The sequence below is a fragment of the Aeromonas sp. A04 genome, assembly GCF_047780465.1.
GTDB classification, from domain to species: Bacteria; Pseudomonadota; Gammaproteobacteria; order Enterobacterales; family Aeromonadaceae; genus Aeromonas; species Aeromonas bestiarum.
This window is the reverse complement of the sequence record NZ_JBLNHP010000001.1, coordinates 438,239-463,904: the sequence shown is the minus strand read 5'-3', so window position 1 is coordinate 463,904 and position 25,666 is coordinate 438,239. Positions and strand designations below refer to the sequence as shown.

At 58.3% G+C, this 25,666-nt stretch carries 18 protein-coding genes and 1 pseudogene; 11 read left to right on the top strand and 8 right to left on the bottom strand.

Annotated elements, in window-relative coordinates; genetic code table 11:
• Positions 1–266 precede the first annotated feature (266 nt).
• Both ACM3N8_RS02040 and ACM3N8_RS02035 read left to right on the top strand, forming a co-directional pair.
• Positions 267–3,821, top strand: coding sequence for an ATP-binding protein (locus ACM3N8_RS02040; protein WP_290016736.1), 3,555 nt, complete (start codon positions 267–269; stop codon positions 3,819–3,821).
• A 308-nt stretch (positions 3,822–4,129) separates the two neighbouring features.
• A pseudogene (locus ACM3N8_RS02035) lies at positions 4,130–4,420 on the top strand (leucine-rich repeat domain-containing protein); the annotation flags it as partial.
• Between the two features lie 141 nt (positions 4,421–4,561).
• On the opposite strand, the gene ACM3N8_RS02030 reads toward ACM3N8_RS02035, so the two are convergent.
• On the bottom strand, positions 4,562–5,389 hold the full coding sequence (locus ACM3N8_RS02030; RefSeq protein WP_290016735.1) for a bifunctional transcriptional activator/DNA repair enzyme AdaA: 828 nt from the start codon (positions 5,387–5,389) through the stop codon (positions 4,562–4,564).
• Positions 5,390–5,440: 51 nt separating this feature from the next.
• A complete protein-coding gene (locus ACM3N8_RS02025) occupies positions 5,441–6,205 on the bottom strand; it encodes an SDR family oxidoreductase (protein WP_241324820.1) in 765 nt (254 codons plus the stop codon).
• Positions 6,206–6,529: 324 nt separating this feature from the next.
• Here ACM3N8_RS02025 and ACM3N8_RS02020 point away from each other — a divergent pair, with 324 nt between their 5' ends.
• Positions 6,530–7,903, top strand: coding sequence for a leucine-rich repeat-containing protein kinase family protein (locus ACM3N8_RS02020; protein ID WP_416015379.1), 1,374 nt, complete (start codon positions 6,530–6,532; stop codon positions 7,901–7,903).
• A gap of 218 nt (positions 7,904–8,121) precedes the next feature.
• Positions 8,122–8,769 carry a thiopurine S-methyltransferase gene (locus ACM3N8_RS02015; RefSeq protein ID WP_290016733.1) on the top strand — a complete coding sequence of 216 codons (648 nt, stop codon included), beginning with the start codon at positions 8,122–8,124 and terminating at the stop codon, positions 8,767–8,769.
• Positions 8,770–9,075: 306 nt separating this feature from the next.
• Here the strand turns inward: ACM3N8_RS02015 and ACM3N8_RS02010 are convergent, their stop codons facing one another.
• Positions 9,076–11,850 (bottom strand): insulinase family protein, encoded by a 2,775-nt coding sequence (locus tag ACM3N8_RS02010; protein ID WP_290016732.1) that lies wholly within the window; start codon positions 11,848–11,850, stop codon positions 9,076–9,078.
• A gap of 162 nt (positions 11,851–12,012) precedes the next feature.
• On the opposite strand from ACM3N8_RS02010, the gene sixA reads away from it, so the two are divergent.
• The 3 genes from sixA to ACM3N8_RS01995 all read left to right on the top strand — a co-directional run bounded on the left by sixA (position 12,013) and on the right by ACM3N8_RS01995 (position 13,940).
• Positions 12,013–12,480, top strand: a complete 468-nt coding sequence (gene sixA / locus ACM3N8_RS02005) for a phosphohistidine phosphatase SixA (protein ID WP_043136349.1) — start codon at positions 12,013–12,015, stop codon at positions 12,478–12,480.
• 133 nt (positions 12,481–12,613) lie between these two features.
• Positions 12,614–12,820, top strand: a complete 207-nt coding sequence (locus tag ACM3N8_RS02000) for a DUF1107 domain-containing protein (protein ID WP_042037401.1) — start codon at positions 12,614–12,616, stop codon at positions 12,818–12,820.
• A 202-nt stretch (positions 12,821–13,022) separates the two neighbouring features.
• Complete coding sequence (locus ACM3N8_RS01995) at positions 13,023–13,940, top strand: DMT family transporter (protein WP_290016730.1); 918 nt, start codon at positions 13,023–13,025, stop codon at positions 13,938–13,940.
• Positions 13,941–13,988: 48 nt separating this feature from the next.
• Here ACM3N8_RS01995 and ACM3N8_RS01990 read toward each other — a convergent pair whose 3' ends face one another.
• Positions 13,989–15,605, bottom strand: a complete 1,617-nt coding sequence (locus ACM3N8_RS01990; RefSeq protein ID WP_290016729.1) for a peptide ABC transporter substrate-binding protein — start codon at positions 15,603–15,605, stop codon at positions 13,989–13,991.
• Between the two features lie 383 nt (positions 15,606–15,988).
• Between ACM3N8_RS01990 and fbp the strand changes: the two genes are divergently transcribed.
• On the top strand, positions 15,989–17,023 hold the full coding sequence (gene fbp, locus ACM3N8_RS01985; protein ID WP_043555489.1) for a class 1 fructose-bisphosphatase: 1,035 nt from the start codon (positions 15,989–15,991) through the stop codon (positions 17,021–17,023).
• Positions 17,024–17,106: 83 nt separating this feature from the next.
• On the opposite strand, the gene mfd is transcribed toward fbp, so the two are convergent.
• Both mfd and ACM3N8_RS01975 read right to left on the bottom strand, forming a co-directional pair.
• On the bottom strand, positions 17,107–20,571 hold the full coding sequence (gene mfd, locus ACM3N8_RS01980) for a transcription-repair coupling factor (RefSeq protein WP_290016728.1): 3,465 nt from the start codon (positions 20,569–20,571) through the stop codon (positions 17,107–17,109).
• A 9-nt stretch (positions 20,572–20,580) separates the two neighbouring features.
• A complete protein-coding gene (locus tag ACM3N8_RS01975; RefSeq protein ID WP_042871557.1) occupies positions 20,581–21,156 on the bottom strand; it encodes a PilZ domain-containing protein in 576 nt (191 codons plus the stop codon).
• 76 nt (positions 21,157–21,232) lie between these two features.
• On the opposite strand from ACM3N8_RS01975, the gene ACM3N8_RS01970 reads away from it, so the two are divergent.
• Genes ACM3N8_RS01970 through lolE form a run of 3 tightly spaced genes read left to right on the top strand, consistent with a single transcriptional unit; the run spans position 21,233 to position 24,451 of the window.
• On the top strand, positions 21,233–22,468 hold the full coding sequence (locus ACM3N8_RS01970; RefSeq protein ID WP_290016726.1) for a lipoprotein-releasing ABC transporter permease subunit: 1,236 nt from the start codon (positions 21,233–21,235) through the stop codon (positions 22,466–22,468).
• A gap of 43 nt (positions 22,469–22,511) precedes the next feature.
• Positions 22,512–23,210 (top strand): lipoprotein-releasing ABC transporter ATP-binding protein LolD, encoded by a 699-nt coding sequence (gene lolD, locus ACM3N8_RS01965; protein WP_043555492.1) that lies wholly within the window; start codon positions 22,512–22,514, stop codon positions 23,208–23,210.
• On the top strand, positions 23,210–24,451 hold the full coding sequence (gene lolE, locus ACM3N8_RS01960) for a lipoprotein-releasing ABC transporter permease subunit LolE (RefSeq protein WP_098984204.1): 1,242 nt from the start codon (positions 23,210–23,212) through the stop codon (positions 24,449–24,451). The genes lolD and lolE overlap by 1 nt, the downstream gene beginning before the upstream one ends.
• An 88-nt stretch (positions 24,452–24,539) precedes the next feature.
• Here lolE and yfbR read toward each other — a convergent pair whose 3' ends face one another.
• Positions 24,540–25,130 carry a 5'-deoxynucleotidase gene (gene yfbR / locus ACM3N8_RS01955; protein ID WP_098984203.1) on the bottom strand — a complete coding sequence of 197 codons (591 nt, stop codon included), beginning with the start codon at positions 25,128–25,130 and terminating at the stop codon, positions 24,540–24,542.
• Between the two features lie 94 nt (positions 25,131–25,224).
• Positions 25,225–25,659, bottom strand: coding sequence for a YccF domain-containing protein (locus tag ACM3N8_RS01950; protein WP_011898663.1), 435 nt, complete (start codon positions 25,657–25,659; stop codon positions 25,225–25,227).
• Between the last annotated feature and the right edge of the window lie 7 nt (positions 25,660–25,666).

Here is a 25,666-nt window from a genome sequence, read left to right as displayed (position 1 = left end):
TGGAAACGTGGGTGTCCCAATATCTTGTCTTGCAGCAATAAGCTTGTAAACCGTGTGTAGTTCAGTTGAAATGAATGAACGTCAAGGCGCGATCACAGAACTCCAACACCAAAGCATCACTACGTATAGGCTGTCGAATGATAAAAGTGACTTGAAAAATTTTCGTCTGTGTGTTTTCTATTTTTAAGGGGGCGTTAATTCCGTATCATATGATAAAGACAATCATCTCTCTAACACGAAGGTTTGCTAATCGCCTTGATAGTGTTGTGTCTTGGCTGGAAAGTAAAGACCGTTCCGTCAACACACCATCTAAGTTCGTGGACCTTGCGCCAACTGATGAAGCAGACAAGACAGGAATATATTCCGAAGCGATTCTGTTTGCTACGAATAATTCTAAGATATCCAACATCGCTCTAACTGGTCCCTACGGGTCAGGAAAGAGTAGTATAATTCAGACCTTCTTGCGAAATTATCGACGACCTGCACTTCATATTTCTCTGGCTTCGTTCGTTCCCGAAACAGATTCGGAGGGAGGTAAGGTGAGCCGCCAAGAGATTGAAAGGAGTATCCTACAGCAGATGCTGTATGGTGCTGATGCAAATAGACTTCCACTGTCACGATTTAAAAGAATTCAGTCTCCAAGTGCATTCGCTATATTTAAATCTCTCTTCATAATGCTTGGTGTTTTCTCGCTTTGGTACGTTATTCGTCAGCGAGAGTATATTATAAGTGGCACTTACTTCACTCCATTCGAATTCAGCAATGGCATAAATCTGGCCGTTTTTACTGTCGCGGTAGTATTTTTCTGGGCGATGCTTCATCATTTTTATGTTGCTAGCTTTGGACTGTCACTGAAAAGCATCTCGTTAAAAGATATTGAAATAAAGCCTGCGTGTGATGACCAAGCCTCTATATTAAATAGGCACCTAGATGAAATAGTCTATTTTTTCCAATCAACGAATTACGATCTTGTTATTATTGAAGACCTAGACCGATTTGATAACTCAGAAATTTTTGTAACACTGAGAGAAATTAATAATCTGGTAAATGAGAATGCTGGTGTAAAGCGCACTATAAGATTTCTCTACGCCCTTCGCGACGACATGTTTGACAATACTGATAGAACAAAATTTTTCGAATTTATCATACCTGTCATACCGATCATCAACACATCGAATTCGATCGATATGGTATTGGCGCAAGGAAAGAGACTTGATCTCGATGGGCGCCTTGATCGGCAGTTTCTGAGAGAGGTATCACGATACCTTAATGACCTCAGGTTGATTCAGAACATCTTTAATGAATACTCTATTTATGTGGCTAATTTGGAAACAGATGGAGAAAATCTCCTCGATGCTAATAAACTCCTTGCGGTATTGATCTATAAAAACGTCTATCCAAGGGACTTTGAGAAGCTGCACCGTGGCAAAGGTAATCTTTCGGAAATATTAAATCAGCAGGATAAGCTGATTGAGTCTGGTGAAGCTACTTATAGAGCTGAAATCACGGAGGTAGAAAATCAGCTTGAAATTACTGAGCGACAAACACCTTCTAACCTGAAAGAATTACGGCAAATATATGCTATGGCTCTGGTAGATATGCTTCCAGCAAATACAATGAGCATTAGTAATAATCAGCAAGCATGGATTGAACTTCCAAAATTGGCCAGCAACGATATGTTCGAGCAGCTAATAGTCGCTTCATATATCTACTGTTATTCCAGTAATTATGGCTCCCAAAGAGTCTCTATTTCCACCTTGCAAAACGAAGTTGACTCTCAGAGATCCTACCAGCAACGTAAAATGGAGATAGAAGGTAAGGCTATTGATATTAAGAGCAAAAGCTTGCGCCGCATACAAGACTTAAAATCAAAGATTGCAACTCTTCGTACAATTAAGCTTAATAAGCTGCTACGTTTGAACGTCGAGCGTGTTCAGCATCTATTCGAAAATTTCGAGGAAAACGGAGAGTTGGCTCGTTTTCTTATTTTAGAGGGCTATCTAGATGATACCTACTATCAATATACTTCACTTTTTCACTCAGGGCGTTTATCGCCTAATGACAATAAGTTTCTTATCCAGATCCGAGCATTTGTCACCCCAGAACCAAATTTTCCTATCGATAATCCACATGAAGTAATCGCCGCGATGCGAGAAGAAGACTTCCGACAAAACTATATTTTGAATGTGAAACTTGTCGATAGTCTTTTAAGTGACCGAGGGAGATACCTTACTCAATTGCAAAAGTTTTTCAAATTTATCTCGTCAGAGTTCGAGAGTTGCGAGGTTTTTTGGGAAGCTTATTATACAAGTGGTCGAGAAGTTGTAGGACTACTTTCGGGGCTTGCCAACGTTTGGCAAGGCTTTATTCCTACTGTTTTGGCAAGCCACAATGATATATCCCACGTAACTCAACTCGTTTCTAACTTGCCAGAAAGCCAACTAGAAGAGCTGGCAAAGAGTTTCGAAGAACTACCTTTATTTGTTTCGGAGAACTTACCTGAAATTTTGGTAAATTCACCTGAAATTGCACCAGAACGTCTTGTATGTCTTGGCTTTGATGCCAAAAATCTGGCCGCAATCAAAGAACATTCTGAGATTGTACGCACCATGTTCGAGAAGGGGCGCTTCGAACTTACAATCGCCAATCTGGAGTACATCTATCAAGCCATTTTGGGAGAGAACGATCTCGAGCAACTACGTGAGAGAAACTTTACAGCTATACGTTCGACGAATAACACAACCTTGATGACGCGGATCGAACGCAATTTCGAACGCTACCTACATGATATCCTTGTGGTGCTTGAAAGGAATTCAAAGGAGGATGCCTCGGCTATTCTTGCCGTTATGCAGCATGAAGGACTTAATCAGGATGATCTACTGAAATTTCTTGAACGACAGACGACCTTGTTGCCAATGCTAGCGGATGTTCCAGAGAAATTGCACGCAACACTGTTCAAGTTAGGTTTGATCGAGCCAACTTGGCTGAACTGTCTATCTTTTATGGAAAGTAAAGAATTCGTGGCGGAGAGTTTAACAGAGTATCTTGATCAAGATACTGTCCGTACAGCTATCCTGAAGCAGCCTATTCCTAGTGATGATGATTCACAGAGATTGCGTAGCTTCCTCTTCAATGCTGGTTCTCTGTCTGACTCCGCTTATAGAGAATATATTCATGCTCTACCGACGCCGTTCACAAAACTACCAGAAGGGTTTGCACCTGCAAAGCTTCGCATTCTGATTGATGAAGGTAAAATTGTCTTTAGTAATGAGAGTCTTGATGGACTCGCTGATAACAAGGATCTGCAGGTTTTATTTGTAGCAGCAAACATCAATACATACCTTGAAGAGCCAGACGAGTTCGCTCTCGATGATGATTTTAGAGATAATCTTCTTCGCGCTGAAATTGATAATATAGCCAAGCTTGGGATTATTGATTTGATGGATCTGGAGATACTTGTGAACCATCCTGAACGGTCGGCTCTCATCGGTCAAATTATTAATAGTACTGATGCCAACCTGTCCAATATCAATAGTGGTGTTGCTCAATCCTTAGTAATTAACTCCATGCCTATTGCGACGAAAATTTCACTCTTTAATAATTACTATTCTCTTATGACGGATGATGAAGTACGTTTTGTCTTGGCAAATCTACCGAAGCCATATTCGGAAATAAAAGTTGGATATAATACGCCGGTATTGAAAAAAACTCCTGAGAATCAGGCTCTTGTCATATGGCTTGACTCAAGAAAAATTATATCGTCTTGGCGTGAGAGCCCTATCTTCACTGACGAGATCAGAGTGAATCTTTATAGGCGCTGATAAGAGAAAAGGCTGATTGTAGTGCCGTAGGGTGCAATGAAATTGCACCCTAAATTTTGAGCCTCATACCTTGCACAAAATCCGTTCAGCAAACGGTGCAATGCGCTGCGCTTATTGCACCCTACGTGTTTCGTCAATTCGACGGGGGCGTTGCTTAGCGCCATACCCCGTCACCAAGACAACAAAAGGGGCGATCTGCGCCCCGAATTCTCTATAATGCCCCCCTTTAAAACCGCCGGACGCAGGTCCGGCGCGCGTTGATGGGCGTGTTGCGCCGTCAGAGCGGTCATCAGGATTGAGAAACGGTTATGCATACTCTGGAACAGCTGCGCGCGGGTGAACTCTGTGGCGCCCGCCATCTGAAGCTCTCTGAAAACCTCGCGGTTTTCCCGCCCGAGATCCTGAGCCTTAAAGAGACGCTGGAGGTGCTGGATCTTACCGGCAACCAGTTAAGCATGCTCCCTGGCGAGCTGGCCGGATTTAGCAAACTACGCATCATTTTCTGCTCCGAGAACCGTTTCACCGAGCTGCCCGAGGTGTTGGGGCGCTGCCCGTCACTCACCATGGTGGGTTTCAAGGCCAACCGGATTGCCACAGTGTCGTAGGGTGCAATGAAATTGCACCGCTATTTGTGTGCTTTATATCGCCGCACGCTTGTCTGGCGCTACCTGATTGTCTGCTGACTCACAACCAACAGTCCTGTTTCTCCCCCCATCAGGGCGAGCAGAAAAAAGCCACGTTCACTCATACCTCGCAGCTTCCCAGACATGTATCGCCTGTTTGCGGGTTTCGCCCCAGTGATAGCCGCCGAGTTTGCCGTTTTGCTGGATGACCCGGTGGCAGGGGATCATCAAGGCGACGGGGTTGGCGCCCACAGCCAGCCCCACTGCGCGGGCGGCCTTGGGATTGCCGACGGCGCTCGCTACCTGGGCATAGCTCACCACCTTGGCTGGCGGGATCTGCAGCAGCGCCCGCCAGACGCTGATCTGAAAGTTGGTGCCGCTCACGTGCAAGGAGATGGGACGATCCGCCGTCTTGCTGCCATCGAACATGGTGTTGATGACCCCCTGGGTGCGTGACGGCGATTCTCGCAGCTCTGCCGCAGGCCAGCTCTGGGTGAGGGCGGTCAGCGGCGCCTGTGGGGCCTGGTCATCGAGAAACGAGAAGTTGCACACACCCCGCGGGGTCAGGGCGACGAACGCCTGACCGAAGGGGGTGTCGTGCACCCCGTGATCGATAACCAGCCCGGCCCCGCGCTGTTTGTACTCGCCCGGCGTCACCGCTTCGAGCTGCACGAAGTGATCGTAGAGCCGCGAGCCGCTGCTAAGGCCCAGGGTATCGGCCACCTCCAGCAGCGGGCGCGACTCCTGCAGCAGCGCCTTGGCCCGCTCCAGGGTCAGCACCTGCAGATAGCGCTTCGGGGTAACCCCGGCCCAGCGGCTGAACAGCCGCTGGAAGTGAAAGGGACTTAAGTGCACGTGCGCCGCTATCTCGTCCAGGGTGGGCTGGCGCGCCACCTGGCTTGCGATAAAACGGATGGCATCGGCGATGCGGGCGTAATCAGACATAAGGCGCTCTCACAATAAGTTTGCAGCCGCAGGATCTTGGGTGCGACAAGGTCATGTGCGACAAATAGATACCCCACCATCGGCCAGCAGGGCAATGCCGGTGGTAAAGCTCGATGCATCGGACGCCAGATAGAGTGCCGAGCGGGCGATCTCCTCCGGTTGGGCCAGCCGTTTGAGGGCATGCATATTCTGCACAAAGGCGAGACTCTGTGGCGTATTGGTAAAGGCCCGCCCCATGGGGGTGTCGGTGCCCCCCGGCAGCAGGGCGTTGACCCGCACCCCTTGCGCCCCATACTCGGCGGCCAGCACCTGGGTCAGGCCGATGAGGCCCGCCTTGCTTGCTGCATAGGCCGCCATGCCGGGCAGACCCAGGGTATGGCCGACGAAGGTGGAGGTAAAGATAAGCGAGCCGCCGCCACGCACCTGCATGGCAGGGATCTGGTACTTGGCCCCCACAAAGGCGCTGGTGAGGTTGGTATCCAGAGTCTCCTGCCACTGCGCCAGCTCAAGCTCCTGTACGTTGCCCGGCGTTCCCGTGCTGCCGGCGTTGTTGAAGGCGATATCGAGCCCGCCGAAACGGGTCAGCGCGAGATCCACCAGATCGCGGGCGTAAGTCTCGCTTTTCACATCTCCCGCCAGACTTACCGCCTGACCACCCTCATGGCGGATCTCCTCCACCAGCAGATCCAGCTCTGGCTGGCGGCGGGCACCAACGACGACGCTGGCTCCTTCGCGGGCAAACAGGATGGCACTGGCGCGGCCGATGCCGGAGCTGGCTCCGGTGATGATGGCGACCTTGTTGGACAGTAATGACATGGCAGTTCCCTCGCTGAGGGTGTTGTGCGCCGGATTGAGTGGCGCTCAGGGTTGGCAGTGGGTTGGAACCTCAACGGGTTCGAACCACTCTGGTTTGACCCTACTATGGCAACCGGCCCTCGCTGACACGACCCGGATCTTGCTCTCTTTGCCCCCATATCACTGCACCGTGGGTCGATGCAGGCTCTTGCGGCAACAAAACAGGGGATCTTCGGCCGTCATTCTCTATAATGCCCCCTCTTTTTTGACTGCCGGTTTGACTGCTGGGCCAACCACCGGCGGCGCCGTTGGCCGCGAGCCGGCCACCCCGATAGAGACGATGTCATGCATACCCTGGAACAGCTGCGCGCGGGTGAACTGTGCGGCGCCCGCCATCTGAAGCTTTGTGAAAACCTGACGGAGTTCCCGCCCGAGATCCTCAGCCTTAAAGAGACGTTGGAGGTGCTGGATCTCACCGGCAACCAGTTAAGCATGCTGCCGGACGAGCTAGCCGGGTTCACCAAGCTGCGCATCATCTTCTGCTCCGAGAATCGCTTTACCGAGTTGCCCGAGGTGCTGGGGCGCTGTCCGGCACTCACCATGGTGGGCTTCAAGGCCAACAAGATCGCCACGGTTTCCGCCGCGTCGCTGCCGGCGGGGCTGCGCTGGCTGATCCTGACCGACAACCTTATCGAGCAGTTGCCCGATGAGTTGGGTCAGTGCGCCGCCCTGCAAAAGCTGATGCTGGCGGGCAATCGCCTGCGCGAACTGCCGGCCAGCCTTGCCAACTGCCGTAATCTGGAGCTGCTGCGCATCGCCGCCAACCGGCTCGAGGCATTCCCCGACTGGCTGCTCACGTTGCCACGCCTTTCCTGGCTTGCCTATTCCGGCAACCCCTTTAGCGAGGGGGAGGAGGCACGGGCCATCGATGTGGAGCATGTGGCTCATATCGCCACTGTGCCGTGGCTGGCGCTTGAGTTGGGTGAGCTGCTGGGGCAGGGGGCCTCTGGCGTGATCCACAGTGCCACCCGCATCACTTGCGACGGATTGCAGGGTGATGAACCGCAGGCGGTGGCGGTCAAGCTGTTCAAGGGGGCCGTGACCAGCGATGGCTTGCCTCACTGCGAGATGGCGGCGTCGCTGGCGGCTGGCACCCATCCCAACCTGATCAGGGTGTTGGGGCGGGTGGTGGATCACCCCTCCGGCATGCCGGCGCTGGTGATGGCGCTGATAGACCCAACGTTTGCCAATCTGGCGGGGCCGCCGAGCCTGGACTCCTGCACCCGAGACGTCTATCCGGCAGGGTTGTCGTTCACTCCGACCACCCTGATTGCCATGGCGCAGGGCATAGCGGCTGCCGCGGGGCATCTGCATGAGCGGGGCATCATGCACGGCGATCTCTATGGCCATAACATACTGCACTCCTTGCAAGGGAAGAGCCGGGTGCTGCTCGGCGATTTTGGCGCGGCCTCTTGTTACGACCGCACGGAATGTGTGCTGGCCGAGGGGCTGGAGCGGATAGAGGTGAGGGCCTTTGGCTGCCTGCTGGACGAGTTGCTGGCACGCTGCCAGCCACAGAGCGAGGCGCTGCAGGATCTTGCCCTGCTGGCCCGGGCGTGCCTCTGCGAGCAGGTGTCGCAGCGTCCCTCGTTCGCGCAGATCTCGGCCAGGATAATGGCGGTGGCGGCCATGATGGCGGTCGAGCCCGTCTGTGCCTGAGCCTGTGCGATGAGCGGGCATCTGACTGACGGCGAGCAGGGGCTGCACAGCACGCAGCACATCCTCATGACACAAAGATGTCAAAAAGACGCCTTGGCGCGTCTTTTCATGTTGCAATCGTTTTTCTGGCAAAAATCACCCATAGGCCCGGTGCAAGGCTTGCGTGCGCCGGGTTAAGTTGTGATATTGAGGCATCTTCAGATAACAGGGGTATTAGGATGGAAGCTGCGTTTTGGCATCAGCGTTGGGAAGAGAACCGGATTGGCTTTCATCAGGCAGACTTCAATCGCTGGCTGCAATCCTGGTGGTCTGCCCAGCAACAGGATGAACCCGTGCTGGTGCCCCTGTGCGGCAAATCCCGCGATATGCTCTGGCTCAATGGCCTGGGCCACCCCATCGATGGCTTCGAGCTCTCGGCGCTCGCCATCGAGCAGTTTTTCAGTGAAAACCAGCTCACCGATACTCTCAGCGAGCTGGGCCCCTATCAGTGTCATCAGCACGGCTCCCTGCGCATCCATCAGGGGGACTTTTTTGCCGCCCCCGAGCTGGGGCGTCGCTATCGGCTGGCCTATGACAGGGCCGCCCTGATCGCCTTGCCGACGCAGATGCGCCGCCAGTATGCGGAGCTGATGAGCCGTCTGATGGAAACCGGTGGCCAGATCCTGCTGGTGACCCTGGAATATCAGCCGGAGCAGCAGAAACAGCCGCCCTTCTCGGTGGGGGAGATGGAAGTGCGCACCCTGTTTGAGCGCGATTTTCGGGTGGAGGTGCTGGGCAGGGCGGCAGAGGTGGATCACCCCAGGGTGCTCTCCGGTCAGCTCTCCTATTTCGATGAAGTGGCCTATCGCCTGATCCGCCGGGGCTGAGGGGCGGCTGAAAGTGTGATCCCGCGCGACAAAGCCGCAGGTCACGGACTCTTTGCTACCTCCTTTGACATAGATCAACGTGGCAAGGGAGGCTAATCCCTAAGATGAGCCTGTTTCTCAATCACTGTTGGCATCGGCAGATGAGCTCTGGTTTGAACCATATGGCCGATCATCAACTCAGTGTCTGATTTTCACGCTCATGTTCACTTTTGGCGGCTTAGGTCGCAATTGATTATGGTTTTTCCAGCCGACCCCCAGGGGTCGGCTTTTTATTGGGCGGGATAGGCCGATGGGCAAGCTGCCTGCTCAGGCCTCGAAGGTGCTGGCGTTGAGCCGAAACGCTCTGGGATCATCGATAAACTGGCCCGTGATGCGCTCGTCGTGTTCGTGACCCTGGCCATAGCTGCAGAGGATCAGCCGATCCGAGGTGCGTGAGCGCAGCTGTATGATGAAGCGCACCAGATCGGCGCGACTCAGCATGCCTACCTCCTCGCACACCCTTTCGCGCTGATCGAAGCCCAGATCCTTGTTGCCTATGCTGACCCAGAGCCGCTGGCCGCGACTGCGCAGGTTGGCATCCCGCTCGCTCAGCTGGGCCTGCAGGCCCACCTTGCTGTCTTGCCATTGCTGCTCGGTGAGCTCCAGCATGGCCAGCGGGAAGAGGTCGATGAACTCTTCCACCGCATCCAGCAGGTGTTGGGGACCTGCCACCGGCGACTGGATATAGAAGATGAGGCCGGGGTGGCGGTTGAGGGGCAGGTTGCCGGCTCCCACCACGTAGCCGAGCTGCTGGCGGGTGCGCAGCTCGTGAAAGAAGGTGGATGACATTATGTGGTTGGCCAGGGTGAAGCAGGCGAGATCCCGTGCCCGGGTGGTGCGGGACTGGTAGTAGACCAGCAGCGCCGAGTCTTCGTGTTCACAACCCTGCTCGCGAATGAGCGTCCCCCTGTCCTGGATGGCGATGAGCGGGCGGCGGGTTTCGGCACTGGGCTGGCTGTTGGCACCGAGATGGCGTTCCAGCAGGGCGGCCAGTTCGAGCGCCTCGGCGGCGTCCCAGTCACCGTGTACCAGAGCTTCTATGTGCACCTCGCCAAACAGCTGGGCGACAAACGCCGGCATCTCGCCAAGCTCCACTGTGCGCAGATGGCGCAGCAACTGCTCGAACGGCGGGTTGTTCGGCTGCAACAGGCTGGTGAGCTGGTTGAACAGCTGGGAGATGGGCCGCGCCTTGGACTGGTTGTCCCAGTTGCGGATGAGCTGCTCTTTTATCTCGGCGAAGCGGCCCGGATCCGGATAACCCAGGGTGCGGTTGCCGAGGATCATGTCCAGCAGCAGCGGCTGCTTGTCGGCAAAACCGCTCAGGTTGATGGTAAAACCGCCCTGGTGGGCATAGATCTGGTAGCCGAGCCCCGCCAGCTCAGCCGGGTAGGTGAGGGCGTTGAGGTGATCGGTAAGCAGCTCCACCGCGAGCCGTGCCATGGCGATGTGGCGCGGGCTTTTGACCGCGTGCTCGCTGTCGATGGAGATGTAGAGGTTGCCCTTGGGCACGCTGAACTGATGCTCGTGCAGATGCCAGAGCCGAAAACCAGGCCTGTCGATGATGCAGGCGGGCATGTCGGCCTGCAGTGCTGGCTGGCGCGGATCGAGCCGGTTGCTGATAAAAGGGTTCGGCAAGGGCAGGGTGAGGGCCGGTTCAGGTTCGCTCTGCTGCCAGTGGATCTTTTCCGCCTCCGTGATGATGTCGACGCCATAGGGGGTCTGATACCAGCGGGCCAGGCGATCCGTGGCCAGCTCCGGCGCCGTGATGGTCATGCGCAGGTTGTGTGGCGTGAGTTTGGCGAGCAGGCGGCGGATCAGCGCCTCGTCGTATTCGCGCATCATGTAATCGCCGTAGAGCAGATCCTCGGGCGTGTAGCTGAACAGGTTCAACACCAGACCGGAAACGGTGTCGAGGGCCCGGCCCCGCTCCTGAAAGCGGAATGCCGACTCAAGCACGGTACGCTTCTCTTCGTAGCGCCAGCTTTCTACCCCGCCACGCTCGATGAGTTTCAGATAGCCGAACAGGGCGGCTACTATCTCGTTGACGTGTTCAAGCCCGAGCGGCGTGAGGCCAAAGCTCACCCCGAAATCCTTGAAGTTGGCACCGCTGATTCCGCCTCCGGCGGAGAGCTGGTTGACCCAGCCTTTCGCTTTCAGCAGGGAGAGCAGGCTGCCATCCCCTTCATAGCCGATGAGGTGGCTCAGGAAGGTGAGGGGTTTTTTGTCATAAAACTCGTCGACGTTGGGCAGCGGAAAGGTGAGCGCCAGCTTGCGGGTCTCCTTGACCGGATTGATGCGGATGCGGATGCCGAGATCGTCGAGGCGATAGAGGGGGGGCGTCAGGGTCGGTATTCCCAAATTGCGATTCAAAATGGGAGCGAAAAAGCGATCGCACCAAGCCATCTGGGTCTTTATGGATTCAGGCGAGATCATCACCAGCGCCATGCGATCCGCGCTGTAGTGAGATTCGTAGAACCGGATGAGATCGGCGCGCAGATCCCGACCGGGCAGATCCGCCAGGGTATCCAGGTTGCCGACCGAGAATTTGGAGAAGGGGTGGGCCGGGTTGACCGTCTCTTTATGTACCTGGTAGCTGCGGCGCACATCGTCCTGCAGCTTGAGGCGGTACTCGGAGTCGACCGCGTTGCGCTCCTTGTCCACCCACTCGGGGGTGAAGGTGGGGCAGATGAAGAACTGGGAAAAACGGTCGAGCCCCGCCTCGAAGAAGCCGTTGTCTATCTCGAAAAAGAAGTTGGTGAACTCGGTGCCTGTCCAGGCGTTGTTGCTGCCGCCATGACGGCTCATAAATTGCTGGTACTCACCAGGCTTGGGATAAGTACGAGTGCCAAGGAACAGCATATGCTCAAGGAAATGAGCCATCCCCTGCCGATCGGCCGGATCGTCGAAATGACCTGTGTTGACGGCCAGGGAAGCGGCAGACTTGTCGGTATCGGGATCGCAGATCAACAAGACCCTGAGCCGGTTTGCCAGCTCCAGATAGTGGTACTGCCGATGGTCATTAGGACTGGCATATGGGCTCATTGGGGCGTGACTCATGTTGGATTTATTTGAATTTAAACATGATTATCGACCCCGCTATCCAGTGAGGCAAACCCTTTTCTGAGAGGTAGCGCAATTGTTTCCCCCGGCATGGCGGGGTAAGATCCCCCCGCTATCAAAACAGGCCCCTTGGGCGAGGTTGTAATGAAAATCTACATAATGCGTCATGGCCAGGCTGGCATGAATGCGAAAACAGATGAACAGCGTCCACTGACCGAGCAGGGCATCGAAGAGTCCATTCACATGGCCAGTTGGCTGGCCCCTCAGCTGGATGGCGAACTGGATTTGGTGGTTCACAGCAATTACCTGCGTGCCAGACAAACCTGGCAGAGCATATGCAGTGAATTACCCAAGGCTGCCAGGGTCGAGGAGAGCAGCGAGATCACCCCCTATGGCGACCCGGCGTTTGTCGCGAGTTATCTCACTGCATTGGCGGCAACACATGACAATATTTTGATGGTCAGCCACCTGCCGCTGGTGGGTTATCTGGTGCAGAGCCTCTGTCCGGCGGCGGGTGCGCCCATGTTTGCCACCTCGGGTCTGGCCTGCATCGAGTGGCAAGATGACAAGGGGGTATTGCTCTGGCTGGAAGGACCACATACAATACGCTAAAAGTTAATAAAAAGTTATAAATTGGTTTTTTGGGGAAGAGAGTCGCGATTTTTCCGGATTTTTATATAGAATTTACGGAATTATTTCGCAGAAGCTGCTGTCATACGGATACAACTGCAAGAGGTTGCAAACGATGAGAGTGTTCAAGAAGTACCTGCCACTGATGGTGGCAAAACATGTCAAAACCTTCTTCAAGGGACGGATCTATATCCACGGCAGGGGGCGTTTTGATTTCCAGTCAGGCTTGCTGATGATGCCAACGCCAGCTGACATTCCCCACCGCCAGACCGTGGTCGAGGTCAACGCCATGATCTCCAGACTGCACATGGATGCGGCGTGATACTTTCACTATCCCATCCAGACGCTTCATGCCCGCCACCGTGCGGGCATGATTGTTTTTGGCCCTGATCTGCCCGAATTGGCTCTGTTCGATTCCGTTTCAAACCCGCCTGCATCGGCAAGGCCGGCAAGCACTTGCTAATCCTGTTTGCCTCTCTATACTTCCCGCCGGAAATACCCGCTGCTTTCTTCTGGATATAGTGATGCCCCTTGCCTTCTTGTTTCCCTTCTCCTGCATGGCCATCTGGGCCGGCAACGCCATCGTCAGCAAGTTGGCGGTCGGGGTGCTCTCACCCGCGGCGCTGGCCTGGTCACGCTGGATGGTGGCCGCCATCATATTGACGCCTTTCCTCGCGCACCGCGCCTGGCGGGATCGCGCCAAGCTGCGGGCCGGCTTCTACCAGCTGGCGGCGCTGGCCCTGCTCGGCATGGTGTTGAACCAGACCTTCGGTTACTACGCGGCGCAAACCCTGGGGGCGACTGAAATCGGCCTGATGATGGGGCTGACCCCGCTGATGACTGTGGTGCTCAGCATCTGGCTGCTGCGCGAGCGCCCAACCTGGGGCGCCCTGCTCGGCGGCGTCATCTCCATTCTGGGGCTGGCCATCTTGCTGGGGCAGGGGGATCCCTCCCGCCTGATCACCCAGGGCATTCACATCGGCTCCGTCTATATGCTGCTGTCGGCGGGCACTTATGCGCTCTACAGCGTGCTGCTCAAGAAGTGGGATCTGGGGCTGGACAACTGGTCCATGCTCTATGGCCAGGTGCTGTGCAGCCTGCTGTTTCTCACCCCGTTTTACCTGCTGGTGGACGGGCAGTGGCCAGATGGCCGCGCGCTCTGGCTCATCCTCTACGCCGGTATCCCTACCTCGGCCTTGTCACCCTGGCTCTGGATGCAGGGCATAGCCCTGCTGGGGGCGAGCCGTACCGCTATCTTCATGAACCTGTTGCCTGTGATGACGGCGGCGCTGGCCATCAGCTGGCTCGGGGAAAAGCTGACCAGCTATCACCTGATAGGGGGCGGCATGACACTGCTAGGGGTCTTGCTGGCGCAACTGCTGGTACAGCCTGTGGTGCTGCGCCGGCGCCGGGTGGCGCTGGCCGCCTGCCGGGATGATTGAAAAAAAGACCGCCTTCGAGGCGGTCTTTCTATTCAGGGGCTCAGGGCGTCACTGCGCGATGAGATAGAGGTCTTTGGAGTAGACCACGTCTTGCGGGTTCTGATAGGGATAGCCCTTGATGTTGGGCTTGAGCAGCCGCGACTTGACGTAGAAATAGACGGGGGCAATGGGGGCCTCGTCATCGATCAGTGCCTCGGCCTGCTGATAGAGCTGGTTGCGCTCGGCCGGGTCCTTGGAGTCATGGGCCTTGGCCAGCAGGGCATCATACTGCTTGTTGAACCACTTGCCGCTGTTGGCGCTGCTGCTGGAGGTCATGATGTCGAGGAAGGTCGACGCATCGTTGTAATCCCCGTTCCAGGAGTAGCGGCTGACGCCGAAATCCCCCTCGTTGAGCACTGACACCATGGTTTTCCACTCCATGTTGTTGAGCCTGGCGCTGACCCCCAGGTTGTGCTTCCACATGGAGGAGATGGCCAGGGCTATCTTCTTGTGCCCCTCGCTGGTGTTGTAGAGGATGTCCACATCCAGCGGCTTGCCCGGGCCGTAGCCCGCCTCGCTCAGCAACGCTTTCGCCTGCTTGATCCTCTCTTCCTTGCTCAGCAACTGGCTGGCAGGGCGCTTGAGTTCGAAGCCGTCGACGCTCGGCGGGGTCAGGCTGAAGGCAGAGATCTGACCTTGTCCCAGGATCTTCTCGGTGATGGTGTCTCTGTCGATGGCAAGGGACAGCGCCTTGCGCACCTTGGGATTGTCGAACGGTTTGCGCTGGGTGTTGAACACATAGTAATAGGTGGCGAGCAGGGGGGCATTGATCAGCTCCTCCGGGCTCTGGCTCTTGAGCTGCTTGTACTGCTCCAGCGGATAGGTGGTGTAGTGCAGCTCACCGGCGCGATAGCGGTTGTAGGCGGCGGTGTCCGAGACTATCTCCAGATAGAGCACCTTGTTCAGCACTGTATGCTGGTTGTCCCAGTAATAGGGGTTGCGCTCGGAGATGAGCCGCTCGTTGGGGGTCCACTCCTTGAGCACGAAGGCGCCGTTGGAGACTATGTTGCCCGGCTTGACCCACTCATGACCGAACTTCTCTATGGTCGCCTTCGGCGCCGGGAAGGTGGTGTAGTGAGAGAGGGTTTTGAGGAAGAAGGGCACAGGGTTCTTTAAGGTGATCTGCAGGGTATGGGCATCGAGTGCCTTGATGCCGAGGGTATCCGGACTCTTCTTGCCCTGCACCACGTCACTGGCGTTGGTGACGCCGGTCAGCTCGATGAACCAGGCATAGTTGGAGGCGTTTCTGGGATCCGCCGCCCGCTGCCAGCCATAGACATAATCTGCCGCCGTGACCGGCTCGCCGTTGGACCATTTGGCCTCGGGTCTGAGCTTGAAGGTGTAGACGGTGCCCGTGCCGTCGAGCTCGTAGCCAAGGGCGCCGGCGGCTTGCAGCTTGCCGTCGCCATCCAGGGTGTAGAGCCCCTCGAACAGATCGTTGACTATATCGCTGCCCGCGCTCTCTTCCACCATCTGGGGATCGATGGAGGCGGGTTCAGTGCCTATATTGCGCACGAAGGTTTGTTGATCGGCGGCTAGCAGCTTGGTGCCGGGCGGTACCTGGGCGGCCAGGGCGGGTAATGCGAACAGGGCGGCAACCGTGCCGGCAATGAGTGTCCTTTTCATTGAATATCCTTATGTTTTTTTGCTTCCAAAGCCTGGCCAGTGTGCTGGATTGATCTGGAGATCTCAAGAGGGGGACGCTGACCTTGCCGTCCGCTACCCAGATAGGGGGCCAAGTGGGCTGTTGCACCCACCATGGCGGCCTGTTCGTGACTTTTCACCACGAATTAACATGGTGAAAGTCACCGATTGGCACCGATTAAAGGGGGTTTTGACAGGGGCTCGACGGCCAGGGTGCGCATTTATCCAGCGGCTTAATTCGCTGCAAAAACAAAAAACAGGCGTTACATTAGGTTACAAAACAAGGCTGCCGAGGATCGGCACTTTTTTTGTTGACGCGTGCAAACGTTTTCAAAGCCAACGGAAACGATCTTAAAGGAACAATAATGCGAAACATGATCACCATGGGCGAGTTCATCGTCAAAAAGCAGGCGGATTATCCCACCGCGACCGGGGAGCTGACCTCATTGCTCAGTTCCATCCGCCTGGCCGCCAAGGTGGTGAACCGGGAGATCAACAAGGCGGGGCTGGCAGACATCATCGGCTCCATGGGCGCTGAAAACGTGCAGGGCGAGGTGCAGCAGAAGCTGGATGTGTACGCCAACGAGCGCTTCAAGGCGGCGCTGGAGGCCCGCGGCGAAGTGTGCGGCATGGCCTCCGAAGAGGAGGAGGATTTTGTCTCCTTCGATTCCGAGCTCTCCCGTCACTCCAAATACGTGGTGCTGATCGACCCGCTCGACGGCTCCTCCAACATAGATGTCAACGTCTCGGTCGGTACCATCTTCTCCATCTACCGCCGCGTCAGCACGCCCGGTGCCGGTGTTACCCTGGAAGACTTCCTGCAGCCGGGCAACCGCCAGGTCGCCGCCGGTTACGTGGTCTACGGCTCCTCCACCATGCTGGTCTACACCACCGGCTTTGGTGTCAACGGCTTCACCTACGACCCCTCCATCGGCTGCTTCTGCCTTTCCCACGAGAACATCCGCATCCCGGAGGAGGGCAAGATCTACTCCATCAACGAGGGCAACTACATCAAGTTCCCGGACGGGGTGAAGAAATACCTCAAATATTGCCAGGAGCGGGACGAGGCGACCCACAGACCCTACACCTCCCGCTACATCGGCTCACTGGTCTCCGATTTCCATCGCAACCTGCTCAAGGGCGGCATCTACATCTATCCGTCCGGCACCAATTCTCCGAACGGCAAGCTGCGCCTGCTCTACGAGTGCAACCCCATGGCGTTTCTGGTGGAGCAGGCCGGTGGCAAGGCGTCCGACGGTTTCGGCCGGATCATGGATGTGCAGCCCACAGCACTGCACCAGCGCACCCCTTACTTCGTCGGTTCCACCAAGATGGTGGAGCGGGCCGAGGCCTTCATGCGGGAGTTCTCCGCCCATGAGGATCCTGCCAGTCAGGGGTGATGCCAGGATGTCGTGCCTGCGATGAGCAGATAAAAAACGGGAGCCAATTTGGCTCCCGTTTTGTTTGGGTGAGGTCGCTTGCCTCAGTGACTGGTATGGCTGGCAAGATCCGCCAGCAAGCCATCCACCAGTTTCAGGCGCATGGCGCGGTCTTGGGTCGGCACCTGGAAGCGCAAGCGGGTCGGCCCATCCATCTTGTAGATGCGCGGCTGCTCGGAGAGCAGCTTGACCAGATAGCCAGGGTTGACCCGGGTCTCCTGGGTGAAGTCCAGGTAACCGCCGCGCTCGCTCATCTCCACCCGGCGAATGCCAAGGGCGGTGGCACGCTGGCGGAAGGCGGCCAGCTCCATCAGGGTTTTGGTTGCCTCCGGCAGCAGGCCGAAGCGATCGATGAGCTCCACCTTCAACTCGCGCAGCTCCTGCTCGTCCGCCGCGCTGGCGATGCGCTTGTACATGGAGAGGCGCATGTTGACGTCCGGTATGTAGTCGTCCGGCAAGAGCGCGGGCAGGCGCAGCTCCACTTCGGTGTGCTGGCTCATCAGCTGCTCCAGCGACGGCTCCTTGCCATTTTTCAGCGCCTCGACCGCCTGCTCCAGCATCTCCATGTAGAGGGTGAAGCCGACCGATTCGATCTGGCCGCTCTGATCGTCGCCCAGCAGTTCGCCGGCGCCGCGGATCTCCAGATCGTGGGTCGCCAGCGCAAAGCCGGCACCGAGATCTTCGAGCGAGGCGATGGCCTCGAGCCGTTTGACCGCATCCTTGCTCATCAGCTTGGGATGGGGGGTGAGCAGGTAGGCATAGGCCTGGTGGTGGGAGCGGCCAACCCGGCCCCGCAACTGATGCAGCTGGGCCAGCCCCAGATGATCGGCGCGGTCCATAATGATGGTGTTGGCACTCGGCACGTCTATGCCGGTCTCTATGATGGTGGTGCAGACCAGCAGGCTGAAGCGCTGGTGGTAGAAGTCCGACATGACTCGCTCGAGATCGCGCTCGCGCATCTGGCCGTGGGCGATGCCGATGCGCGCCTCGGGCACCAGTTCGGCGAGATCGCTGGCGCATTTTTCGATGCTCTCCACGTCGTTGTGCAGGTAGTAGACCTGGCCGCCGCGCTTGAGTTCACGCAGCACGGCCTCGCGGGTGACCGCGGGCTCCTGCTGGCGTACGAAGGTCTTGATGGCGAGCCGCTTGGCGGGCGGGGTAGCTATGATGGAGAGATCCCGCATGCCGGCCATCGCCATGTTGAGGGTACGCGGGATCGGCGTCGCCGTGAGGGTGAGAATATCCACGTCGGCCCGCAGCGCCTTGATCTTCTCCTTCTGGCGCACCCCGAATCTGTGCTCCTCATCGACGACCAGCAGCCCCAGATCCTTGAAGGTGAGCTCTGAACCCAAGAGTTTGTGGGTGCCTATGATGATGTCGACCTTGCCCTCGCGCAGCTCTTTCATGACGGCATTCTGCTCCTTGGCGGAGCGGAAGCGGCTCAACACATCGACCCGCACCGGCCAGTTGGCGAAGCGATCGCGGAAGTTGTCGTAGTGCTGCTGGGCCAGCAGGGTGGTCGGCACCAGCACGGCCACCTGCTTGCCGCCATGGACCGCCACGAAGGCCGCTCGCATCGCCACTTCCGTCTTGCCAAAGCCCACGTCGCCGCATACCAGCCGGTCCATGCTCTTGGCCTGACACATGTCCCCCAGCACAGCGTTGATGGCGTTGAGCTGATCTTCTGTCTCCTCGAACGGGAAACCGGCGGCAAACTGGCGGTAGGCCTCCCTGTCGTGCTGGAAGGCAAAACCGTGACGGGCCGCCCGCAGGGCGTACACATCCAGCAGCTCGGCCGCCACGTCGCGCACTTTCTCCGCCGCCTTGCGCCGCGCCTTGACCCAGGCCTCGCCGCCGAGCTTGTGGCTGGGCGGGTTGTCAGAACCCGTATAGCGGCTGATAAGATGCAGACTGGTCACCGGCACGAACAGCTTGTCGCCACCGGCGTATTCCAGGGTCAGGAACTCGGTGGGCAGACCGCCGGCATCTATGGTCTCGAGTCCGAGATAGCGGCCGACCCCGTGATCCAGGTGCACCACAGGCTGGCCCTGGGTCAGCTCGCCGAGGTTGCGGATCACGGCGTCCGAGCTCAGGTTCTTGCTCTTCTCCCGCGCGCGTTTGCTGCGGACCTTGCCCCCCAGCAGCTCGGTCTCTGTGATGAGGGCGAGCGCGTCCTTGCCGCTCTCCTGCAGCAGGAAGCCTCGCTCCAGTGGCGCCACCAGCAGGCCGTGGCGCGCCTTGCTCGCCATGAAGGACTCGAGGGAGGCGAACTCCTTGGGTTGCAAGGATATTCGTGCCAGCAGATCGCCGAGCACTTCCCGGCGTCCTTCGGATTCCACCGCAAACAGTGTGCGGCCCGTGAAGCTGTCCAGGAACTGGCCCAGCGCCAGCATGGGCTGCTCCTTGCTGTGATCGAGCTGCAGGTCGGGCAGGGGGGCTATGGGGAGATCCCGTTGGCCGGCCCCGCCGTCGGTGGCTACCTCCTGCAACCGCACGGCGCCATAGTGGCCCAGCGCCGCAAACAGCTGCTCCACCGGCAGGTAGATTTGTTGAGGGGGCAGCAGCGGGCGGGTGTTGTCCCAGCGTCTGTCCTCATAGCGCTGGCCTATGTCGTTCCAGAACCGCTGGGCCGCGGGATAGATATCCCCTACTGTGAGTAGCAGGGTGTTGTCCGGCAGATAATCGAACAGGCTGGCGGTCTGACTGAAGAAGAGCGGTAGATAGTATTCGATGCCGGCGGGCCAGCGCCCCTTGCTCACCTCCTGATAGACGGAGCCCTCGGCGCGCGACAGCTCGAACTGTTCGCGAAATTGGCCGCGAAACAGCTCAATGGCGGCCTCGTCGGTGGGAAACTCCCGGGCCGGCAGCAGGCTGACCGTCTTGACCGGTTCGCTGGAGCGCTGGGTCTCGGGATCGAACGGGCGTATGGAGTCCACCTCGTCATCGAAAAAGTCGATGCGATAGGGGCTGTTGCTGCCCATGGGGAAGAGATCGAGCAGTGAGCCACGGGCGGCAAATTCCCCGTGCTCCAGCACCTGTTCCACCGCCACGTAGCCGGCTTCGGCCAGGCGCCCCCGCAACTGTTGCAGGTTGAGACGCTGGCCGGCCTTCACCATCAGGCTGTACTTGTCGAGATAGACCCGGGGGGCGCAGCGCAGCATCAGGGTGGAGATGGGCACGATCAGCACGCCGGCGCTCATCTGCGGCAGCTTGTAGAGGGTCTCGAGGCGCTGGGAGATGATGTCCTGATGGGGAGAGAAGGTGTCGTAGGGCAGGGTCTCCCAGTCCGGGAACATCAGCACAGGCAAGCCCTGATCTGCCAGCAGGAACTGCAGCTCCTGCTCGAGGCGCAGGGCACTCGGGGTATCGGCGGTCACCAGCAGGACGGGGCGGTCGGCCTCCTGGGTGAGGCGGGCGGCAACCAGCGAGAGGCTGCTGCCTGTCAACTGGCCGAGCGTTAACTTTTGGCCCGCCTTGGCGGGCAAGGCGGGAAGCTTCATTGGCATCATTCGATTCTTTTAACGTTGGCGGTCTTGCGCACGAAGTTTGAGTTGCTTGGATTGCACATGCAGGCTGGCACGCACCAGCAGTTCGCGGTCATCCTCGCGGATCCGCACATAGTCGAGCACCACGTGCATGCCGTGCTCGCTCGGTTCCAGCTGCTTGACCTGGCCGTAGCAGTAGATGGCGGAAGCCTCTTCCCGCAGGAAGATCTTGAGCCGCACTATCTGGTGCAGGTGCGGCGGTTCACCATGGCCCTGGCGCGGATGCAGGTAAGTGAGCTGGCCGGCGCCAAAGCGCAGGGTGTGGAAGCGATGTTCGGGGTGATCCTGCACCGACAGCACATAGCCCATGATCATGTCGATCTTGCGGGACTGCTGATTGACTATCTCCACCAGGTCGTGCATCGACTCGTTCTGGTTGCGCATCAGGCGACTGGTCACCATGTCGATGGAGGTGATGGAGGAGGCGATGCGAAAGGGTTCGGGCAGTTCGGCTTCCAGTGCCTCCAGCGTCGGCAGATGAAAGTCACCGGGCATGGGGATCACATTGACCGGGGTGGCATGGGTGACGCTGAAGAACTGTTCCTGCATGGAGGCTATCCCTTGTTGTCATGGACGGTTTCCCTTTATTATCCGGTATCTTATTTTGTTGGCAACGTAGATATCCTTGAAGACTGGACTTTTTCAGCCGCTGTCGCTGGCCATAGGCCTTCGCTACGCAGGCTCACGACGCAGTAACCGCTTCGTTTCATTCATCTCCCTGTTCTCCACCTTTGGTATCGCCATCGGGGTCGCGGCCTTGATGGTGGTCATCTCCGTGATGAACGGCTTCGAGGGGCAGCTCAAGGGGCGCATCCTGGGAGTGATCCCCCATGTGGTGGTGACCAATCAGGCTGGCCGCATCGACGCCCAGCCCGCAGGCTTGCCCGATCTGGCCAAATTGCCCCATGTGATCGCCAGCGCCCCCATGCTCGACAGCGAAGGCATGCTGCAGAGCCCGGGTCAGCTCACCGGCGTCAGCGTGCAGGGCATAGATCCGGCCCGCTGGCCAAAGGATGACATACTGCATGCCCAGATGCAGATGGGACGCCTCGACAGCCTGCAGCGCGGTGAATACCACATAGTGCTGGGGCAGGGGGTGGCCAATCGCCTCAAGGTCTCCATGGGCGATCAGGTTCGTCTGATCCTGACCGAAGGCACCCGTTTCACCCCCTTTGGCCGGGTGCCGGCCCAGCGGCTGTTTACCGTCTCCGGGATCTTCGGGGTTGGTGCCGACGTGGACAGCCAGGTCGCGCTGATCGCGCTGGGGGATGCCCAGCGTCTGCTGCGCCTGCCGACAGAAACCGTCGGCGGCATTCGGCTCTGGCTGGACGATCCCTTCGCCGCCGATCAGGTGATAAAGACGGCGCTGCCGGACGGACTGGAGTGGCAGGACTGGCGCCGCGAGCGTGGCGAGCTGTTCCAGGCCGTCGCCATGGAGAAGCGCATGATGGGGCTGATGCTGGTGCTGATCATCGCGGTCGCCACCTTCAACATCCTCTCCGCGCTGGTGATGGTGGTCACCGACAAGGAAGGGGAGGTGGCCATCTTGCGCACCATGGGCATGAGCGAGGCAGGGATAGTCAAGATCTTCATGGTACTCGGCGCCTCCAGCGGTGTGATCGGCGCCCTGCTCGGCGGTATGGCCGGGCTCGGCCTCTCGCTCGGCCTCAACCCCCTGCTCGATGCGGTGGGGCTCAACCTCTACATGACGGCCGGTGGCAGCGGTCTGCCGGTGATAGTGGAGCCGGCTCAGGTCATCACCATCTTGCTGGGGGCCGTGCTGCTCAGCTTCAGCGCCACCCTCTACCCTGCGGCCCGTGCGGCCCGGGTGAAACCGGCCGAGGCACTGCGTTATGAATAAGTCATCTTCTCTTGTTACATCCGGCGTTAGTGGAGCCCCGTTTATGAATGAACCCTTCTCCTGTGAACCTCTGCTGCGTTGCCAGGCTCTGAATCATGTCTATAAAGAGGGCGAGCTGGAGACCCAGGTGCTCAAGGGGATCGACTTGTCCGTCGCCCCCGGCGAAATGCTGGCGGTGGTGGGCAGCTCGGGCTCGGGCAAGACCACGCTGCTGCACCTGATGGGGGCGCTGGACAACCCGTCGAGCGGCGCCGTGCTGTTCAAGGGGCAGGACATCCACCACTGGGACAGTCGCACCCAGGCCAGATTCCGCAATCAGGAGCTGGGTTTTGTTTACCAGTTCCACCACCTGCTCGCCGAGTTCACCGCCCTGGAGAACACCGCCATGCCGCTGCTGATCGCCGGCGAGTCTGTGGCCAGCGCCACCGACAAGGCGACGCGCATGCTGGGGCGGGTGGGGCTCTCCCATCGCCTGAATCACAGGCCCTCCGAGCTCTCGGGTGGCGAACGCCAGCGGGTGGCCATCGCTCGCGCCCTGGTCAATGAGCCGAGCCTGGTGCTGGCGGACGAGCCCACCGGCAACCTGGATCACGCCAGCGCCACCGCCGTCTACGAGCTCTTGTGCGAGCTCAACCGCGAGCTGGGCACGGCATTTGTGGTGGTCACCCATGATCTCAGCCTGGCTGCCAAGCTCCATCGGCGGGTGACCCTGGTGAGCGGCATCATGGCGGAGGTCGCCTGATGTTCAAACCGCTGCCCCTCTTTCTGGGCCTGCGTTACAGCCGCTCCCGTCGTCGCAACGGCTTCATCGCCTTTATTTCCGCCTCTTCCCTCATCGGTATCGCCCTCGGGGTGATGGCGCTCATTCTGGGCTTGTCTGCCATGAACGGGTTCGAGCGGGAGCTCAAAGACAGGGTGCTCTCAGTGGTGCCTCATGGTGAGCTGATGGGGATGGAGGCGCCGCTGCCCGACTGGCCAAAACTGCGGGACTACCTGCTGGCCCAGCCCGGCGTGGAAGCCGCCGCGCCCGTCATCCGGCTCGATGGGCTGCTGGAGCACGGCAATGCCCTCAAGGGATTGCAGGTGCGCGCCGTGCTGCCCGAGCTCGAAGCCAATCTGTCCGATGCGGGCAAGTACATGACGGGGCGCGGTCTGCGCGAGCTGCAGGCCGGTGAGCACGGGCTCATTCTCGGCAAGACCATAGCAGACAAGCTGGGGGTCACCATCGGGGATACGGTCGCTCTCTTGCTGCCCCAGGCGGGCGATGCGTCCGCCATCAAGAACCCGAAACGGGAATCCCTCAAGGTGGTGGGACTGCTGGAGATCGGCGGCCAATTAGATGGCGTGTTGGGCTTTATGCACCTGGCCGATGCCCAGGCCATTACCGGCATGGGCAGTGCGGTGGAGGGCTTCAGCCTCAAGGTGAACGACGTGCTCAAGGCGCAGTCCATCACTGTGGCCGCCGCCCAGAAATTCCCGCACTACGTCTATATCAGCAGCTGGATGAGCCGCCAGGGCTATCTCTATCAGGACATCCAGATGGTGCGTACCGTCATGTACGTGGTGATGCTGATGGTGGTGGCGGTGGCCTGCTTCAACATAGTCTCCACCCTGGTGATGGCGGTGAACGAGAAGCGCAGCGAGATCGCCATCTTGAAGACCATGGGGGCGAGCCCGGGTCAGATCCGGCTCACCTTCGTCATTCAGGGCATGGTGAACGGGGTGCTCGGCGCCTTGCTCGGGGCCCTGCTCGGCGGCCTGCTCTCCAGCAAGCTGACCCAGATCCTGAGCTTCATCGAGGGGCTGATAGGCCACAGGTTCCTCAACCCCGACATCTACTTCATCGACTTCCTGCCGACCGAACTGCACATGCAGGATCTGCTGATCGTGACCGGCGCGGCCATGCTGATGAGTCTGCTGGCGACGCTTTACCCTGCCTGGCGGGCGAGCGGTCTGGTGCCGTCCCGGGAGCTGGGACACTGATGCACGGCATCTGATCTGCTGATAAAGAACGAAGGGCCCACCGGTGCAAACCGGCGGGCCCTTCTGTTTTCAGGCCGTTTGGACTGGCTTAGTGGGCGTTGAGCTCATCCAGCGGCAGCGAGAAGCTGGCCACGAAGACGTCGATGAAGTAGCGCATCTGCGGGCTCATCCTCGCCTCCAGCATGGCTTCGAGGCGCTTGCGCGCCGGCTCGAACTCCCGGTTGCCGGCATTGATCTCCTCCAGACACTTGGTGTAGGCGCAGAGGGTATCGGCATCCTTCACCAGCCGGGCCAGCTCGGCATCCTGCGCGCCCGAGTCCAGCAGGGGGCGAAAATCCTCCACCAGTTCCGGCGGCAGCATGGCCAGCAGGCGCTGCTCGGCGGCCAGCTCTATCTTCTTGTACTCCCGGGCAATTTCTGGATTGAAGTACTTGACCGGGGTAGGCAGATCGCCGGTCAGCACCTCGCTGCTGTCGTGATAGAGCGCCATCACGGCGGCGCGATCCGCATCGACCTTGCCCCCAAACAGCCGATTGTGGATGAGCCCGAGGGCGTGGGCCACCATGGCCACCTGCAGACTGTGCTCGGCGATGTTTTCGGGTTGTATGTTGCGCATCAGCGGCCAGCGATAGATGAGTTTCATGCGGGCGAGATTGGCGAAAAAGTGGCTGGGAAGCATGGTTGGCCTCGGACGGTGGCAATGAAAAAGGGCAGACTCTAGTCTGCCCTTTTTTTGCGGCGCAGGCAGCTTGCCTGTGCGATTTTCGTGGTGTTCAGCGAATGTAGCGACCGGATTCGGCTTCGTGGTTGGTCACCACCATCTGACCTATGGGGGCCAGGGCAATCAGCGCCAGCTTGAGGTGCTGGATGCCAAACGGGATGCCTATGATGGTCACGAAGCAGGCCAGCGCCGAGGCGATGTGGCCGATGGCCAGCCAGATCCCGATCACCAGGAACCAGAGGATGTTGCCAATCAGCCCCAGGGTGCCTGTGCCTATGTCACTCTGCCCCGTCATGCTCTTGCGGCTCACCGCCTGCTTGCCAAACGGGAAGAAGGTGAAGGTGCCGATGACGAAGCAGGCGCGACCCCAGGGGATCCCGATCAGCGAGACAAAGCAGAGCAGCCCGGCCAGCCACCAGGCCAGCCCCATGAAGACGCCCCCCAGTACAAACCAGAGCAGGTTAAACAAGAAGCGGAAAAAGGCCATGTTGGTC